The sequence below is a fragment of the Lysinibacillus sp. CTST325 genome (assembly GCF_054665055.1).
Genome location: NZ_BAAFHO010000001.1, coordinates 590,050 through 605,631, shown reverse-complemented (window position 1 = coordinate 605,631; position 15,582 = coordinate 590,050). Strand labels below are relative to the sequence as shown.

Annotated in this window: 16 protein-coding genes; all 16 read left to right on the top strand. The window is 37.7% G+C overall.

Going from position 1 to position 15,582, the window contains the following annotated elements:
- Positions 1 to 2 precede the first annotated feature (2 nt).
- The 16 genes from flgG (at position 3) to ACYQ73_RS02990 (ending at position 15,582) form a co-directional block, all read left to right on the top strand.
- Positions 3 to 971 carry a flagellar basal body rod protein FlgG gene (flgG, locus tag ACYQ73_RS03065; RefSeq protein ID WP_460011093.1) on the top strand — a complete coding sequence of 323 codons (969 nt, stop codon included), beginning with the start codon at positions 3 to 5 and terminating at the stop codon, positions 969 to 971.
- 155 nt (positions 972 to 1,126) lie between these two features.
- Entirely contained in the window at positions 1,127 to 1,348 is a 222-nt protein-coding gene (locus tag ACYQ73_RS03060; RefSeq protein WP_402868127.1) for a flagellar FlbD family protein, read from the top strand.
- Positions 1,338 to 1,766, top strand: a complete 429-nt coding sequence (gene fliL / locus ACYQ73_RS03055; RefSeq protein ID WP_460011092.1) for a flagellar basal body-associated protein FliL — start codon at positions 1,338 to 1,340, stop codon at positions 1,764 to 1,766. The genes ACYQ73_RS03060 and fliL overlap by 11 nt, the downstream gene beginning before the upstream one ends.
- Positions 1,767 to 1,797: 31 nt before the next feature.
- Positions 1,798 to 2,793, top strand: coding sequence for a flagellar motor switch protein FliM (fliM, locus tag ACYQ73_RS03050; protein ID WP_370042860.1), 996 nt, complete (start codon positions 1,798 to 1,800; stop codon positions 2,791 to 2,793).
- On the top strand, positions 2,786 to 4,006 hold the full coding sequence (gene fliY, locus ACYQ73_RS03045) for a flagellar motor switch phosphatase FliY (protein WP_460011091.1): 1,221 nt from the start codon (positions 2,786 to 2,788) through the stop codon (positions 4,004 to 4,006). Before fliM ends, fliY begins: the two co-directional genes overlap by 8 nt.
- Before the next feature lie 21 nt (positions 4,007 to 4,027).
- On the top strand, positions 4,028 to 4,390 hold the full coding sequence (locus ACYQ73_RS03040) for a response regulator (RefSeq protein ID WP_049668450.1): 363 nt from the start codon (positions 4,028 to 4,030) through the stop codon (positions 4,388 to 4,390).
- 10 nt (positions 4,391 to 4,400) lie between these two features.
- Positions 4,401 to 5,072 carry a flagellar biosynthetic protein FliO gene (locus ACYQ73_RS03035; protein ID WP_460011090.1) on the top strand — a complete coding sequence of 224 codons (672 nt, stop codon included), beginning with the start codon at positions 4,401 to 4,403 and terminating at the stop codon, positions 5,070 to 5,072.
- On the top strand, positions 5,069 to 5,734 hold the full coding sequence (fliP, locus tag ACYQ73_RS03030; RefSeq protein ID WP_460011089.1) for a flagellar type III secretion system pore protein FliP: 666 nt from the start codon (positions 5,069 to 5,071) through the stop codon (positions 5,732 to 5,734). Before ACYQ73_RS03035 ends, fliP begins: the two co-directional genes overlap by 4 nt.
- A gap of 13 nt (positions 5,735 to 5,747) precedes the next feature.
- Positions 5,748 to 6,017: a flagellar biosynthesis protein FliQ gene (gene fliQ, locus ACYQ73_RS03025; RefSeq protein ID WP_337991288.1), complete on the top strand. Its 270-nt coding sequence runs from the start codon at positions 5,748 to 5,750 to the stop codon at positions 6,015 to 6,017.
- A gap of 4 nt (positions 6,018 to 6,021) precedes the next feature.
- A complete protein-coding gene (fliR, locus tag ACYQ73_RS03020) occupies positions 6,022 to 6,798 on the top strand; it encodes a flagellar biosynthetic protein FliR (protein WP_460011088.1) in 777 nt (258 codons plus the stop codon).
- A gap of 1 nt (position 6,799) precedes the next feature.
- Complete coding sequence (gene flhB / locus ACYQ73_RS03015) at positions 6,800 to 7,888, top strand: flagellar biosynthesis protein FlhB (RefSeq protein ID WP_460011087.1); 1,089 nt, start codon at positions 6,800 to 6,802, stop codon at positions 7,886 to 7,888.
- Positions 7,889 to 7,911: 23 nt separating this feature from the next.
- Complete coding sequence (flhA, locus tag ACYQ73_RS03010; protein ID WP_460011086.1) at positions 7,912 to 9,945, top strand: flagellar biosynthesis protein FlhA; 2,034 nt, start codon at positions 7,912 to 7,914, stop codon at positions 9,943 to 9,945.
- Positions 9,942 to 11,138, top strand: a complete 1,197-nt coding sequence (gene flhF, locus ACYQ73_RS03005) for a flagellar biosynthesis protein FlhF (RefSeq protein ID WP_460011085.1) — start codon at positions 9,942 to 9,944, stop codon at positions 11,136 to 11,138. Before flhA ends, flhF begins: the two co-directional genes overlap by 4 nt.
- A complete protein-coding gene (locus tag ACYQ73_RS03000; RefSeq protein ID WP_460011084.1) occupies positions 11,135 to 12,010 on the top strand; it encodes a MinD/ParA family protein in 876 nt (291 codons plus the stop codon). Before flhF ends, ACYQ73_RS03000 begins: the two co-directional genes overlap by 4 nt.
- On the top strand, positions 12,011 to 13,165 hold the full coding sequence (locus ACYQ73_RS02995; RefSeq protein ID WP_460011083.1) for a protein-glutamate methylesterase/protein-glutamine glutaminase: 1,155 nt from the start codon (positions 12,011 to 12,013) through the stop codon (positions 13,163 to 13,165). It abuts the gene before it with no gap.
- A gap of 14 nt (positions 13,166 to 13,179) precedes the next feature.
- On the top strand, positions 13,180 to 15,582 hold the full coding sequence (locus ACYQ73_RS02990; RefSeq protein ID WP_460011082.1) for a chemotaxis protein CheW: 2,403 nt from the start codon (positions 13,180 to 13,182) through the stop codon (positions 15,580 to 15,582).

Genomic DNA, 15,582 nt, shown 5'->3' with positions numbered 1-15,582 from the left:
TTATGTTACGTTCTATGTATTCAGGTATTTCAGGTCTTAAAAACTTCCAAACAAAGTTAGACGTTATTGGTAATAATATCGCTAACGTTAATACAGTTGGTTTTAAAAAAGGGCGTGTTAATTTTAAAGATTTAATGTCTCAAACACAAGCGGGCGCATCTGGATCTACTGCAACAACTGGGGGTGTAAACCCAAAACAAGTAGGTTTAGGTTCACAATTAGCTGCTATTGATACCATTCACGGTGGCGGATCCTTACAGAGTACAGGACGTGGACTAGATTTAGCGATTGAAGGTGATGGCTTCTTTATGGTAGCTAATGCGAATGGCGCTCCAGACGAAACTACTGGCTTTATTGATGAAGATGGATTCAATAACACGTTATTTACACGTAATGGTATTTTCTACATGGACAACAATGGCTACATAGTTAATGCCGATGGGAAATATTTAGTTGGTGTAACGGCTGGTGATCAGATTGTTACTGAGAAGGATGATACAGGTATTTTACCGGATGCTGCACCAAAAGCATCTGGAGATGAAGGTGCCAACTTATTTGATGATGCTGGGGAGTTAACACCTGCTGAGGGGGGTGTAGGACCAATTCGTATCCCGACAACAGCCAAAGAGGTAAATATTGGACCTGATGGTACGATAACTTATGTAGATTTAAATGGTGATAAACAGTGGGCTGGACAATTGGTAATGGCTAAATTCCCGAACGCTGGCGGTCTTGCTAAAGTAGGGGGTAATTACTATCAACAAACTACAAACTCAGGTGTAGCGTATGCACAAGTAGCTACTGTAGCAGGTATGGGTAAAGTTGTTCCAGGTACGGTAGAAATGTCCAACGTAGACCTTTCAGAGGAGTTCACTGAAATGATTGTAGCGCAACGTGGTTTCCAAGCCAATACGCGTATTATCACAACTTCTGATGAAATTCTTCAAGAGCTTGTGAATTTAAAACGCTAGGTTTTATAAAATAGATTTTAGTAAGAGATATATACGTAATATGATCATACAGGTAAAGAAAATACTAGATAGATTACAAAGTGCTCAAAACTAAAACATAATTTCATATGAGGGAGGGTCGGGCCGGCTCTCGTGTTAGACCCGGCCCTATTTCAATGATTGAACTAACACGTTTAAATGGCAAAGCATTTACATTGAATGCTTTATACATAGAAACGGTCGAATCTTTTCCAGATACGACCATTACATTAACGACTGGAACCAAAATCATTGTTTTACAGAGTCAAGATGAGGTGCGACAAAAGGTAACAGCCTTTTATAAAAATATACAAATACTATCAAACCCGCATCTACGAGGTGAAGAAGATGAAGAATAACAAAGTGTTAACGATGATTATCATCGTACTAGTAGCAATCATACTTATCGGGGGTATTTGCTTTGTATTGTTTACCCAATTTAATAAGCAAGGAAAGTCCCTAGAGCCAACTATTGATGAAATCGTAGAAGCTTCTGTTGAAATTCCAGAAATCACTACTAATCTAGTTGATAACAAAATTGTACGCTTTTCGTTAAAAATTCAAACATCAAATAAAGATGCTGCAGCTGAATTAACGAAACGTGATTTCCAAGTGAAAAATATTGTTATTCAAGAGCTTTCAGAAATGGAGCAAAAAGATTTAGAAGGTAAGCAAGGGAAACAAGTTTTCCAAAAATCATTAAAAACAAAAATTAATGAATTGATGCAAGAGGGAGAAGTTCAGGAAGTTTATTTTACCTCCTTCATCACCCAATAATAAAGAAACTGCTTGAAATGGAGGTGGGCAAATGGCAGGAGATGTGTTATCTCAATCCGAGATAGATGCGCTGCTTTCCGCAATATCAACCGGGGAAATGTCAGCGGACGACATAAAAAAAGAGGACGAGGGGCGCAAGGTTAAAGTGTATGACTTTAAACGAGCACTACGTTTCTCAAAAGATCAAATCCGAAGTTTGACCCGAATACATGAAAATTTTGCACGATTACTGACAACCTTCTTTTCTGCACAGCTAAGAAGCTATGTGCAGATTACTGTTGCATCAGTGGACCAAATACCTTTTGAAGAGTTTGTACGTTCGATTCCGAATATGACACTCATTAATGTGTTTGAAGTGCCACCATTAGATGGTAATATATTGATGGAAATAAATCCGAACATTGCCTATTCGATGCTAGATCGTTTAATGGGCGGTAGTGGGGCGAGTCATAGTAATGTAGATAACTTAACAGAAATAGAAACTAAAATTATGACAAACCTTTTTGAACGTTCATTCGACAATTTACGCGAGGCATGGGAAAATGTTGCGGAAATTGATCCAATCTTAGTAGAACTTGAGGTTAACCCTCAATTTTTACAAATGATTTCACCAAATGAAACAGTTGTCGTTATTTCCTTAAATACGATTATTGGTGAGACAAGCGGTATGATTAATATTTGTATCCCGCATGTTGTATTGGAGCCAATTGTTCCAAATCTTTCTGTTCGTTACTGGATGCAGACGAATACAAAAGAGATGTCTCCAGAGCAAACAAAAATGCTTGAAACACGTGTGAAACAAGCACAACTACCTGTTTCCGTTGAACTAGGTATTACAGACATTACCATTGAGGATTTCCTCACAATGCAAGTTGGTGATGTTATTCAATTAGAACAAAAAATTGAAGATCCACTACTGTTAAAAGTAGGGACATTACCGAAATTTACAGTTCAACCAGGAAAGCAAGGCAAAAAATTAGCAATCCAGATTATCGACCCTTTGAAAGGAGGAGACGAAGATGAGTGATGAAATGCTCTCCCAAGAAGAAATTGAAGCGTTATTAAGGGGCGAAACGTTGGAAGATAAAAACAGCGGCACTGAAGCTTCTACAAATGAGGAAATTAATGATTTAAAAGTAGAGGATTACCTCGATTCGTTTGCCCAAGATGCGTTAGGTGAGGTAGGAAATATATCTTTTGGTAGCTCTGCTACGGCGCTTTCAGCGTTATTAGGTCAAAAAGTAGATATTACTACCCCAAGTATTTCAATGATTAACCGTAATAAATTAGAAGAGGAATTTCCTCATCCTTATGTAGCCGTACAGGTTGAATATACAATCGGATTAACAGGAATGAATTTACTTGTCATTAAGCAATCCGATGCAGCGATTATTGCTGATTTAATGTTAGGTGGAGATGGCTTAAATCCGAAACCAGATTTAGGTGAAATTCAACTAAGTGCCGTGCAAGAAGCGATGAATCAAATGATGGGTTCTGCGGCTACTTCAATGTCAACAGTATTTAACAAAAAAGTGGATATTTCTCCACCTACTATAGATTTAATGAATATTTCTCAAAACGAAGGACGAGAAAATATTCCTGAAGATGATTTACTCGTAAAAGTATCTTTCAGATTGAAAATTGGTAATTTAATTGATTCGAATCTAATGCAATTATTACCGCTGAAATTTAGTCAAAACATTGTAAAATCTCTGTTAGGAGAAACAGAATCAATCGAGGAACCTGTGGCTGCAACAATAGCACCTGAAGCGCCAGTAGCACCGACGCCTGTCCAACCACAAGCGCCAATAGCACCACCGCCTGCGCAACCAGTATATCAACAGCAGGCAGCTCCTGTGCAGCAACCAATGTATCAAGAGCAACAACAGATTCCCCAAGCAACAAGACCTATGCAACCGGTCAATGTTCAACAAGCACAGTTTGCTAGTTTTGATCCAAATGTTATCTCGCAATCTGAAGCTAGAAATTTAAATATGCTACTTGATATTCCATTGCAAGTTACTGTAGAGTTAGGACGTACAAAGCGTTCTGTAAAAGAGATATTAGAACTATCTAGTGGTTCGATTATTGAACTAGATAAATTGGCTGGTGAACCAGTTGATATTTTAGTTAATAGCCGTTTAATTGCTAAAGGTGAAGTCGTTGTTATTGATGAAAACTTCGGTGTCCGCATTACAGATGTTTTAAGTCAAGCAGAGCGTTTAAATAATTTAAGATAGTTTCAATTGGAGGAGTTAACCATGTCTAAAAGAATTTTGATTGTAGACGATGCCGCATTCATGCGCATGATGATCAAGGATATTTTATCGAAAAATGGGTTTGAAGTTGTTGGAGAGGCTGCTGATGGTTTACAGGCTGTTGAAAAGTACAACGAATTAAAGCCAGACCTAGTAACAATGGATATTACGATGCCAGAAATGGACGGTATTGCTGCTCTTAAAGCAATTAAAGGTTCAGATCCAAATGCAACTGTAATTATGTGTTCGGCAATGGGACAACAAGCAATGGTAATCGATGCAATTCAAGCTGGTGCGAAAGACTTTATTGTTAAACCTTTCCAAGCTGATCGTGTAATTGAAGCGATTCAAAAAGCTCTAGGATGATTGAATGCAAATGTTAAAATCATTTCGTCTAACGATGATTTTCGCATTTCTTGTTTCCTTCCTGTTTTTGTACCCTACAACGACTCCTGTGTATGCAGAATCTAACACAAATTTTGTCAACGACTGCATCAATAATAAAGGAGATTGCAAAGAAGATAGTACTCCAGCTGCTAAGCAAGATTCAGATATACAGGCGGCTGGAGACATATCTGCGTGGGAATACATAAAAATGGTGTTGGCGCTTATTTTTGTTATAGCTTTATTTTATGGATTAATAAAGTTTTTAAATAAAAGAAATTTGAACTTTCAACGTAATCAATTAGTACAAAATTTAGGCGGTTTATCGTTAGGTGCTCAAAAGTCAGTACAACTATTACAAGTAGGTAAAACACTCTATTTAGTTGGGGTCGGTGAGGATGTCCAGCTATTACGTGAAATTACTGATCCTGATGAAGTTGCAACACTTTTAGCACTTTATAATGAACGACAAGAACTTGCAGTAACATCACCGTATATTGCAGAAGTATTATCTAAGTTTAAGAGAAAAAATAAAGAAAGTTCACCAGCACAGCAAAAACAAGGCTCTTTTGGTGAGCTATTTGAAAAAAAGATTTCCGAAATTAAACAGGAGCGCAGTGAAGAACTGGAGAAATGGAAGCAAAAGGAGAATGATGATAAATGAATGATGTAATCAGTGTTTTTTCCAACAGCGACCCGACAAATGTCTCTAGCGCTGTGAAGCTTCTCTTGTTGTTAACAGTTCTTTCACTGGCACCAAGTATTTTAATTTTGATGACATCGTTCACACGAATAGTTATAGTATTATCGTTTGTTCGTACTGCGTTGGCGACACAGCAAATGCCGCCGAACCAGGTCATTGTGGGCCTTGCCTTGTTTTTAACTTTCTTTATCATGGCCCCAACATTTCAAGAGGTCAATAAAGAGGCGTTGCAGCCATTATTTTCTGAGAAAATTGGAATTGAAGAAGCGTATGATCGTGCCAGTGTGCCGTTTAAAGAGTTTATGAGTAAGCATACAAGGCAAAAGGATCTTGATTTATTTTTAACTTATAATAAAGCAGAAAAGCCAGCATCAGTAGAAGCAATTCCCCTTACAATGCTCGTACCTGCTTTCGCATTGAGTGAGATTAAAACAGCGTTTCAAATTGGCTTTATGATTTTTATTCCATTCCTAGTAATCGACATGATTGTTGCAAGTACTCTAATGTCGATGGGGATGATGATGTTACCACCGGTTATGATTTCATTGCCGTTTAAGATTTTATTATTTGTACTCGTTGATGGTTGGTATCTTGTGATGAAATCATTACTACAAAGTTTTTAGGGGATGATACAGTATGACAGGTGAATTGGTTATTTCAATTGCAGAGCGTGCCATTATGATTATCCTTCTAACAAGCGGTCCGCTATTATTAGTTGCTTTAATCACTGGTTTAGCGGTCAGTATTTTTCAGGCAACAACATCGATTCAAGAGCAAACTTTAGCATTCGTTCCGAAAATCATCGCTGTATTAGCAGCCATCGTATTTTTCGGTCCTTGGATGTTATCACAAGTGACTAGCTATGCGAGAGACATTTTTGAGAATTTAACGCGTTATATAGGGTGAGTAGATGAATGAATTAATCCCGCATTTTACGGTTTTCTTATTAGTGCTTGTGCGCGTATCGGCATTTTTTGTCACTGTGCCTTTTTTCTCGTACAGAACGATTCCGCCACAAGTTAAAATAACGCTCGCATTAGTTTTAGCTTGGATGATGTATTACACAATTGACGTCGAACCATTTGTATTTAATGGTGATTACATACTTTTAGTGATGAAAGAAGCGCTCATTGGACTGTTGCTCGGTCTAGTTGCTTATATCATCATGTCGGCAATTCAAATTGCCGGAAGCTTTATAGATTTTCAAATGGGTTTTGCCATTGCCAATATTATTGACCCGCAAACAGGTGCACAAAGTCCATTGATCGGACAATTTTTTAATACGCTAGCATTACTTTTTCTACTAGCTATAAATGGACATCATATGATTCTCGATGGAATTTATTATAGTTATCAATTCTTACCGATGGATCAAGGATTTCCTAATTTCGCAAATGCCAATTATATAGAGTTTATCATCACAACATTTACAGCTGTTTTTGCGATTGCCTTTCAAATGGCTGCTCCTGTTGTAGCAACTTTATTTTTAGTCGACTTGGCACTAGGAATCACGGCGAAAACTGTACCTCAATTAAATATTTTTGTTGTAGGTTTTCCTATTAAAATTGGTGTTAGTTTTCTAGTGTTATTCACAATGATGGCTGTAATGGTTCAGGTGATACAAAAGCTTATTACAATTATGATTTATGCGATGCGTGATTTAATGGCTATTTTAGGTGGTGGGTAAAATGTTGCTACTGCTGGATTTAGATTTACAGTATTTTGCGGGAGAAAAAACGGAAAAGGCGACGCCCAAAAAACGACAAGATGCTCGAAAAAAAGGTCAGGTTATCAAAAGTCAGGATATTTCCAGTGCAATTGTCATGCTCATGGTATTTATCTTTTTATACTTCTTTGCAGGTTCACTGCTAGACGATCTTTTAGCTTTTTTTAGGCAAACTTTTATTCATAACATACGCGTAGAATCACTAACAATTGATAGTGTGATGCGCTTATTTACAGAAACATTGGTGCAAATGGCTTTTGTTATTGGTCCAATTATGGGAATTGCATTTGTTGGAGCATTGGCAGGTAACTTTCTACAGTTCGGTTTTCTATTTACATTAGAACCAATGAAGTTTGATTTAAAGAAAATGGACCCGATCAAAGGGTTGAAAAAAATATTTTCTGTTAAAGCCATTATAGAGCTTATAAAGTCAGTATTAAAGATTGGCTTCATCGGTGGCGTTACGACAATTATAGTTTGGACGAATTTACCGGAAGTTTTGGCGTTATCCTTTAAAAGCCCATGGATAACTCTTATTACCGTGGGTAAGCTTGTTGGTATCATGGGGATTGCTGCTTCGCTCGTCTTACTATGTGTATCCCTTTTAGACTGGATGTATCAAAAATTTGATTACGAAAAAAATCTTAAAATGTCTAAGCAAGATATTAAAGATGAATATAAAAATAGTGAGGGCGATCCGCTGATAAAATCGAAAATTAAGCAACGCCAACGCGAAATGGCAATGCGTCGAATGATGTCAGAGATTCCAAACGCCGATGTTGTCATAACTAACCCAACTCACTATGCGATTGCACTCAAATATGATGAGGAAAGTATGGAAGCCCCACGCATTGTTGCCAAGGGTACAGACTTTATCGCTCAAAAAATTAAACTGATTGCGAAAGAACATGATGTGATTATGGTTGAAAACAGGCCATTAGCACGAGCAATGTACGATCAAGTAGAAATCGGTGATCAAGTACCAGAAGAGTTTTTCAAAGCAATAGCCGAAGTGCTTGCTTATGTTTATCGAATTAAGCGGAAAATTTAAAGCTTTTTGTAGGAGGGACACAAATGAAAGTTCGCGATATAGGGGTTTTAGGTGCGGTTATTTTAATCGTTGCGATGCTCATCATTCCTCTTCCTCCGTGGATGTTAAGTTTCTTAATCGTCATTAATATTACATTAGGATTAATAGTACTGTTAACAGCAATGAGTATGAAGGAAGCGTTAGACTTTTCTATTTTCCCTTCAGTTATTTTATTGTTAACTTTGTTCCGACTCGGATTGAGCGTTTCTACAACACGTGCCATTTTAGCCAAAGGTGATGCTGGTGCGGTTGTTGAAACGTTTGGAGATTTTGTAGTCGGCGGGAATGTACTAGTTGGTTTAGTTGTATTCTTAATTCTTGTGTTAATTCAGTTTATCGTTATTACAAAAGGAGCGGAGCGTGTAGCTGAAGTAGCAGCACGTTTCACACTGGATGCGATGCCGGGTAAACAAATGAGTATTGATGCTGATTTAAATGCAGGAGTTATTTCTGAAAAGGAAGCACGTGAACGACGCGAAAAAGTAGCGGGTGAAGCGGACTTTTACGGAGCGATGGATGGTGCCACAAAATTCGTAAAAGGGGATGCCATTGCCTCCATGGTCATGGTTATTATCAACTTATTATTTGGTATCATCATTGGTGTTGTGCAGATGGATCTCCCATTTGCAGATGCAGCAAATCATTTTTCTAAGTTAACAGTTGGGGATGGTATTGTCTCACAAATTCCCGCGCTACTTATCTCTACTGCGACAGGGATTGTCGTAACACGTGCATCTTCTAAGGGAAGTCTTGGTGAAGATATTACAGGGCAGCTTTTTGCTCAAGCGAAACTGCTTTATGTAGCTGGTGGAACCATACTTTTACTTGGATTTTTCACACCTATACCTCTCTGGATAACAATTCCAATTGGTGGTTCACTAATTGCTGGTGCTTATATGATGGATCATAAGAAACCAGAGGATGAAGAAGAATTACTTGAAATTGAGGAAGAAGTGGCAACAGACGGCATGAAGAGCCCTGAAAACGTTGTGAATTTATTAAATGTGGACCCAATCGAGTTTGAATTTGGCTATGGTTTAATACCGTTAGTAGACGCTGCTCAAGGCGGCGATTTATTAGATCGAGTCATTATGATACGTCGACAGTTAGCATTAGAATTAGGGATTGTCATTCCGGTTGTCCGTATTCGCGATAATATTCAATTACAACCAAATGAATATCGAATTAAAATAAAGGGTAATGAAATGGCACGTGGTGAACTTCTACTTGATCATTATTTAGCAATGAGTCCAGGAGATGATGATTCTATCGAAGGAATTGACACAGTTGAACCATCATTTGGCTTACCTGCAAAATGGATCACTGAGCAAGTGAAAGAGGATGCCGAAATGTTCGGCTACACAGTTGTTGACCCACCGAGCGTAGTGTCGACTCACTTAACCGAAATGATTCGTGCAAATGCTTATGAATTACTCGGTCGTCAAGAGACGAAGCAGTTAATTGATCATTTACGTGAAACACATCCAATTTTAGTCGAAGAGCTGACGCCTACACCGTTATCGACTGGAGAAATTCAAAAAGTACTGGGTAAACTCCTACGAGAAAATGTTTCAGTCCGAAACTTACCAATTATTTTTGAGACGCTAGCAGACTATGCAAAGTTAACGAGCGATACCGATATATTAACGGAGTATGTACGTCAATCATTGGCACGTCAGATTACTTCTCAATACGTAGGAGACAGCTCATCATTAAAGGTTATAACTGTTTCAGGTAAAGTAGAGAAAATGATTGCTGATAGTATTCAACAAACTGATCACGGAAATTATTTAGCAATGGATCCACAAGATTCTCAAACTGTCTTGGAGATTATTGCTGCAGAAGTAGAACGCGTTTCCTTTATGGAACAATCTGCTATTATCTTATGCTCTCCTGCAGTTCGTATGTATTTACGTCAACTAACGGAGCGTTATTTCCCGCAAATTCCAGTTCTATCATACAATGAACTTGATGCTACGGTTGAAATTCAAAGTGTTGGGATGGTGAATGTTGAATGAAAATGAAAAAATATTATGCATCCTCCATACCAGAAGCGATGAAGCTTGTGCGTGCTGAATTAGGTGAGGACGCTGTCATTTTGAATTCGAAAGTAGTAGTTACAAAAAAGTTTTTTGGAATCATTAAAAAGAAAAGTTTTGAAGTTGTTGCAGGGATTGATTCAATGGAGCCGAGTAATGCGGCTCCAGCACCTGCAGCTTTACCTCTAACAACAGCTAAAAAAGAGAATGTAAGGTTACAAGAGATTACGAATGCTGTGCAAGCTAACATGCACCAAGTACAGCCAAAGAACGATGCGCCCTTGCATGCGGAAACTGGCATTTCTGAAGATTTGAGAAAGGAAATTGCAGATTTAAAATCTTTAATGCATTCTATGCATAAGAAGACTATCCAAGATCAATATCCCGATGAACTCTTATCCTTCATTGAATACTTAAGACAGCAGGAGCTAAGTGAGGAGCTCATCACAAAGATTGGTGATGAGCTTTTTACGCATTTCAAAGAAGCGTCAGAAATCAATTTTTCTCAATGTAAGATGGTTACGAAAAATTTATTGCGAAAAGAGCTAGAGAATCTCCCAGTCGGGGGCTTATCCTATGAAAAAAAATATATTAATGTTCTAGGTCCAACAGGCGTAGGAAAGACTACAACAATTGCTAAAATGGCAGCTAGAGCAGTTTTAGAAAAAAAGAAAAAAATAGGATTTATCACGACAGATACTTACCGTATTGCCGCAATTGAGCAATTAAAAACGTATGCTGGACTGTTACAAGCTCCTGTCGAAATAGCCTATAATGCAACAGATTTTGAACAAGCAATCCATCGATTGTCCCATTTAGATTTAGTGTTTATAGATACAGCAGGCCGAAATTATAAAGAGGTAAAATATGTAGACGATTTACAGCGTCTCATAAAATTTGATGATCAAGCTGAGTCCTTCCTAGTACTTGCTATGACAACGAAAGAAAAGGATATGGCAAACATTGTAGAGCAATTTAAGCAATTACCAATTGAAAAATTCATTTTTACAAAAATTGATGAAACAAATTCTATTGGCACAATGATTAATTTAATGATTAAATATAATAAAGGACTTGCTTACTACACGAATGGTCAAGAAGTACCAGAAGATATTGAGGAAGCTGATCTAGAAGCAGTACTAAATTTATTTTTTCAAGGTGAAGAAAAATGAGAGACCAAGCTGAAACATTACGCTTGAAAATGTTGAAACAGCAGGGTGAATTAGGCAGGGCAATTGCAGTTGTAAGTGGTAAAGGTGGGGTTGGTAAAAGTAACTTCACGATGAATTTTGCCATTACATTGGCCAATAAAGGGAAAAAAGTTGTCATCGTTGATATGGATATTGGTATGGGGAATATCAATATTTTAATTGGAAAAAATGTATCCTATAGTTTAAAAGATTACCTAGAAGGAAATAAGTTACTAGATGAAGTAATATTTGAAGGTCCTTACGATTTAAAGTATATTTCAGGTGGGTCTGGTATGTCGGGCGTCTTAGAATGGTCAGAGAGTATGTTTGATCGACTCATCTATGCATTTGAGCAGCTTCAAAAAAGCTTTGATTACATCTTATTTGATATGGGAGCAGGAGCAACTAACTGGTCATTAGATTTACTAACTTCTATAGATGAAATCATCGTTTTATCAACAGCAGAGCCAACTTCTATAACAGATGCATATTCAATGATGAAATATATTCATACGAGAGATGTAGACAAGCAATTTTATATACTCTGTAATCGAGCTTATAGTAAAGAAGAAGGACTGGAAACTAATGAACGACTGAAGCGTACGATGAAACGTTTTTTGGACAAAGAGGTTACGGTATTAGGTTCATTACCTGAAGATTCTGTTGTGCGTAAGGCTGTGCGTGAGCAAGTGCCTTTTTCACTTGCTTATCCAGACGCGCTTATTACAAAGACACTTCATCTTATAGTGGCACGTTTCATAGAACACCGTGTGGAGGAAGTTCATGCACATGATCAGTCAGCGGGTAAATTCTTAACTAAATTAAGAAGTATTTTTTCGAAAGGACGTGATTAATTGGACTTTTTACATAAAAGCAAGCTATTAGTTGTTGATGATTCTGCTTTTATGAGAAAGCTAATTAGTGACTTTTTTGTTGGTAACTCGAAGGTTGAAGTAGTTGGAACAGCACGAAATGGGAAAGATGCGATAAAAAAGATTCAATCATTGCAGCCAACAGTTGTGACAATGGATATTGAGATGCCTGAAATGAATGGGCTGGATGCTTTAAAAGAAATTATGGCTATATGTCCAGTACCTGTTGTCATGCTCTCAAGTACAACTCAACGAGGAGCAGAAAATGCCTTATCAGCAATAGAACTTGGTGCAGTAGATTTTGTCGCGAAGCCGAGCGGAACTATTTCTCTTGATTTACATAAAATCCAAACTGAACTTGTCCACAAGGTTGAACAAGCATCATTGGTACCTATTTCAAAATTAAAGAAGCCTTCTGGTAGTAAAAGACAACAAGAACAGCCATTAATAGCGAGTACCGTTAGAAGAGAATCATTTAGTCAAGCCATGGTGACTCCTCCTGTCAATGTTTTTCCGACAATGGCAGAATTATCAAAGTCACATGTGGAATGGAATAAAGTTGGCCGGAAAATTGTACTGATTGGGACTTCCACTGGCGGACCTAGAGCATTACAAGAAGTAATAACAAATATCCCAAAATCAATTCAAGCACCAATTTTAATTGTCCAGCATATGCCAGCAGGATTTACAAAATCTCTCGCTACTCGTTTGGATCAATTGAGCGAGATTACCGTAAAGGAAGCTGAGCAAGGAGATATTCTTCAAAATGGAACGGCGTATATTGCACCTGGTGGGTATCATTTAAAACTAAGAAAAGTAGGTACCTCCTTTGGCATAGTCCTTGATAATAATGAACCACCTAGATCTGGACATCGCCCTTCTGTAGATGTGATGTTTGAAGATGTCAGCCAATTTAAAGATTTTGATAAAGTGGCAGTAATTATGACAGGCATGGGCCATGACGGCTCTGATGGACTAAAAGCACTAAAAAATACTGGAAATGTGATGGCAATCGCTGAGTCAGCTGAAACTTGCATAGTGTATGGTATGCCGAAAGCAGCAGTGGAAACGCAGCTTGTCGATGAAGTAGCAGATGTAGATGATATTGCACAAACAATAATGAAATATTTGCCTTAAAGGGGTGTCCTCTTATGGAAGTCAATCAATATTTAGAGATGTTTATTGAAGAAAGTAAAGACCATTTACAAGCGTGTAGTGAACATTTATTAGAACTAGAAAAAAATCCAGACGATTTGGCGATTGTTGGAGAAATTTTCCGCTCTGCGCATACATTAAAAGGTATGTCTGCGACAATGGGCTTTGAAGATTTAGCAGATTTAACTCATAAAATGGAAAATGTGTTGGATGCGATCCGAAATGAGAAAATCCATGTAACTCCTGAAATTTTAGATGTTGTCTTCGAGTCTGTAGACCATCTAGAAGAGATGGTAATGGACATTGCAAATGGCGGAGATGGAAAACGTGATGTATCTTCAACTGTTGCTCAATTAAAGCGTATCGAGTTAGGAGAGGAAGCGATTCCTGAAGTAGTAGGAACTACTGAGACACCCGCTACTGCTGTAGCAAGTGTTTTAGAGTATGACGGCTTTGAACAAACCGTTATTGCACAATCTGCTGAACAAGGTTTCAATGCATTCGAAATTTCAGTGAAATTACGTGAGGACTGTCTTTTAAAAGCAGCACGAGTATTTATGGTGTTCGAAATTTTAGAAAAAGATGGGGAAGTTATTAAATCAAATCCATCAGTAGAAAAGCTTGAAGACGGACAGTTTGACCAACAATTTTACGTAGCTTTCGTAACAAAAGAATCTGCTGAAGATATGCAGAAAAAGATTATGAGAGTTTCAGAAGTTGAAGAAGTGATTGTCGCAACTATTGAGACACCAACTACTGCTGTAGCAAGTGTATTAGAGTATGACGGCTTTGAACAAACCGTAATTTCACAATCTGCTGAACAAGGGTTCAATGCATTCGAAATTTCAGTGAAATTACGTGAGGACTGTCTTTTGAAAGCAGCACGTGTATTTATGGTGTTTGAAATATTGGAAAAAGATGGGGATGTCATTAAATCAAATCCATCTGTAGAAAAGCTTGAAGACGAACAGTTCGATCAACAATTTTACGTAGCTTTCGTAACAAAAGAATCTGCTGAAGATATGCGGAAAAAGATTATGAAAGTTTCTGAAGTCGAAGAAGTGATTGTCGCAACGATCGAACAAAAGCAACATAGTGAAAAAGAACAAGCAATTCAAGAAGTAGTGGCAACAGCAACGGTAGAAGTTGAGGCTCAACCTGCTACTGCACCTAAAACAAATACTGCAGCACCTACACCTGCAAAAGCAGCGGCTCCTGCTAAGGCTGATAAAAACCATGCGCCTGTTGGTAATAAAACAATTCGTGTAAATATCGAGCGACTTGATATATTAATGAACTTATTTGAAGAACTTGTTATCGATCGAGGACGACTACAGTCTATTGCAACTGAGGTTAACCATGGAGAGTTAAATGAAACAGTGGAGCGTATGAGCCGCGTCATGGGTGATTTACAAACTATTATTTTAACGATGCGTATGGTTCCAGTTGAAACAGTATTCAATCGCTTCCCGAAAATGATTCGTCAGTTATCTCGTGATCTAAACAAGAAAATTAACCTCGAAATTATTGGTGCTGAAACAGAACTAGATCGTACAGTAATCGATGAAATTGGGGATCCTCTTGTTCATTTAATTCGTAATTCTGTTGACCACGGTATTGAAAATCCGACAGCTCGTCTGGCAAAAGGTAAACCAGAAGAAGGAACAGTTGTCCTGCGTGCTTATCATAGTGGTAACTATGTCTTTATTGAAATTGAAGATGATGGAGCAGGTATTAACCGTGAAAAAGTACTTGCGAAAGCTATTTCTAAAGGTATTGTTACACAAGAACAATCATATGCAATGTCAGATAAGCAAATCAATGAGCTTATTTTGGCTTCTGGTTTCTCAACAGCAGATGTTATTTCTGACGTATCAGGCCGAGGCGTTGGATTAGACGTTGTTAAAACAACAATAGAATCATTGGGTGGAAATATTTCAATTGAATCTACACAAGATGTAGGATCAAAATTCTCAATTCAATTACCACTGACATTATCGATTATTTCTGTCATGCTAGTAGAAATAGAGAAAGAGATTTATGCAATTCCACTTTCATCAATTATCGAAACTTCAATTATCCGTTCATCTGAAATTATGAATGCGCATAATCAAAAAGTAATCGACTTCCGTGGCAAAGTAGTACCACTAGTATTTTTAGAAGAAATCTTTGAGGTACCTCGCAAAGAACCACAGGGTGACGAATTCCATTCAGTGGTCATCGTTCGAAAAGGTGAGAAGCTTGCTGGTTTAGTTGTGGATTCATTCATTGGCCAACAAGAAATTGTGCTGAAATCATTAGGAAACTACTTAACGAATATTTTTGCAATTTCAGGTGCAACAATTTTAGGTAACGGAAAAGTAGCCTTAATTGTGGATTGTAACGCACTTATTAAATAA

Coding starts and splice junctions, on each gene's coding strand:
- fliQ (WP_337991288.1), top strand. CDS start 5,748: ATGACAGGTGAATTGGTTATTTCAATTGCAGAGCGTGCCATTATGATT.
- fliY (WP_460011091.1), top strand. CDS start 2,786: ATGAGTGATGAAATGCTCTCCCAAGAAGAAATTGAAGCGTTATTAAGG.
- flhF (WP_460011085.1), top strand. CDS start 9,942: ATGAAAATGAAAAAATATTATGCATCCTCCATACCAGAAGCGATGAAG.
- flgG (WP_460011093.1), top strand. CDS start 3: ATGTTACGTTCTATGTATTCAGGTATTTCAGGTCTTAAAAACTTCCAA.
- ACYQ73_RS03035 (WP_460011090.1), top strand. CDS start 4,401: ATGTTAAAATCATTTCGTCTAACGATGATTTTCGCATTTCTTGTTTCC.
- flhA (WP_460011086.1), top strand. CDS start 7,912: ATGAAAGTTCGCGATATAGGGGTTTTAGGTGCGGTTATTTTAATCGTT.
- fliM (WP_370042860.1), top strand. CDS start 1,798: ATGGCAGGAGATGTGTTATCTCAATCCGAGATAGATGCGCTGCTTTCC.
- ACYQ73_RS03060 (WP_402868127.1), top strand. CDS start 1,127: ATGATTGAACTAACACGTTTAAATGGCAAAGCATTTACATTGAATGCT.
- fliP (WP_460011089.1), top strand. CDS start 5,069: ATGAATGATGTAATCAGTGTTTTTTCCAACAGCGACCCGACAAATGTC.
- fliR (WP_460011088.1), top strand. CDS start 6,022: ATGAATGAATTAATCCCGCATTTTACGGTTTTCTTATTAGTGCTTGTG.
- fliL (WP_460011092.1), top strand. CDS start 1,338: ATGAAGAATAACAAAGTGTTAACGATGATTATCATCGTACTAGTAGCA.
- ACYQ73_RS03000 (WP_460011084.1), top strand. CDS start 11,135: ATGAGAGACCAAGCTGAAACATTACGCTTGAAAATGTTGAAACAGCAG.
- flhB (WP_460011087.1), top strand. CDS start 6,800: ATGTTGCTACTGCTGGATTTAGATTTACAGTATTTTGCGGGAGAAAAA.
- ACYQ73_RS02990 (WP_460011082.1), top strand. CDS start 13,180: ATGGAAGTCAATCAATATTTAGAGATGTTTATTGAAGAAAGTAAAGAC.
- ACYQ73_RS03040 (WP_049668450.1), top strand. CDS start 4,028: ATGTCTAAAAGAATTTTGATTGTAGACGATGCCGCATTCATGCGCATG.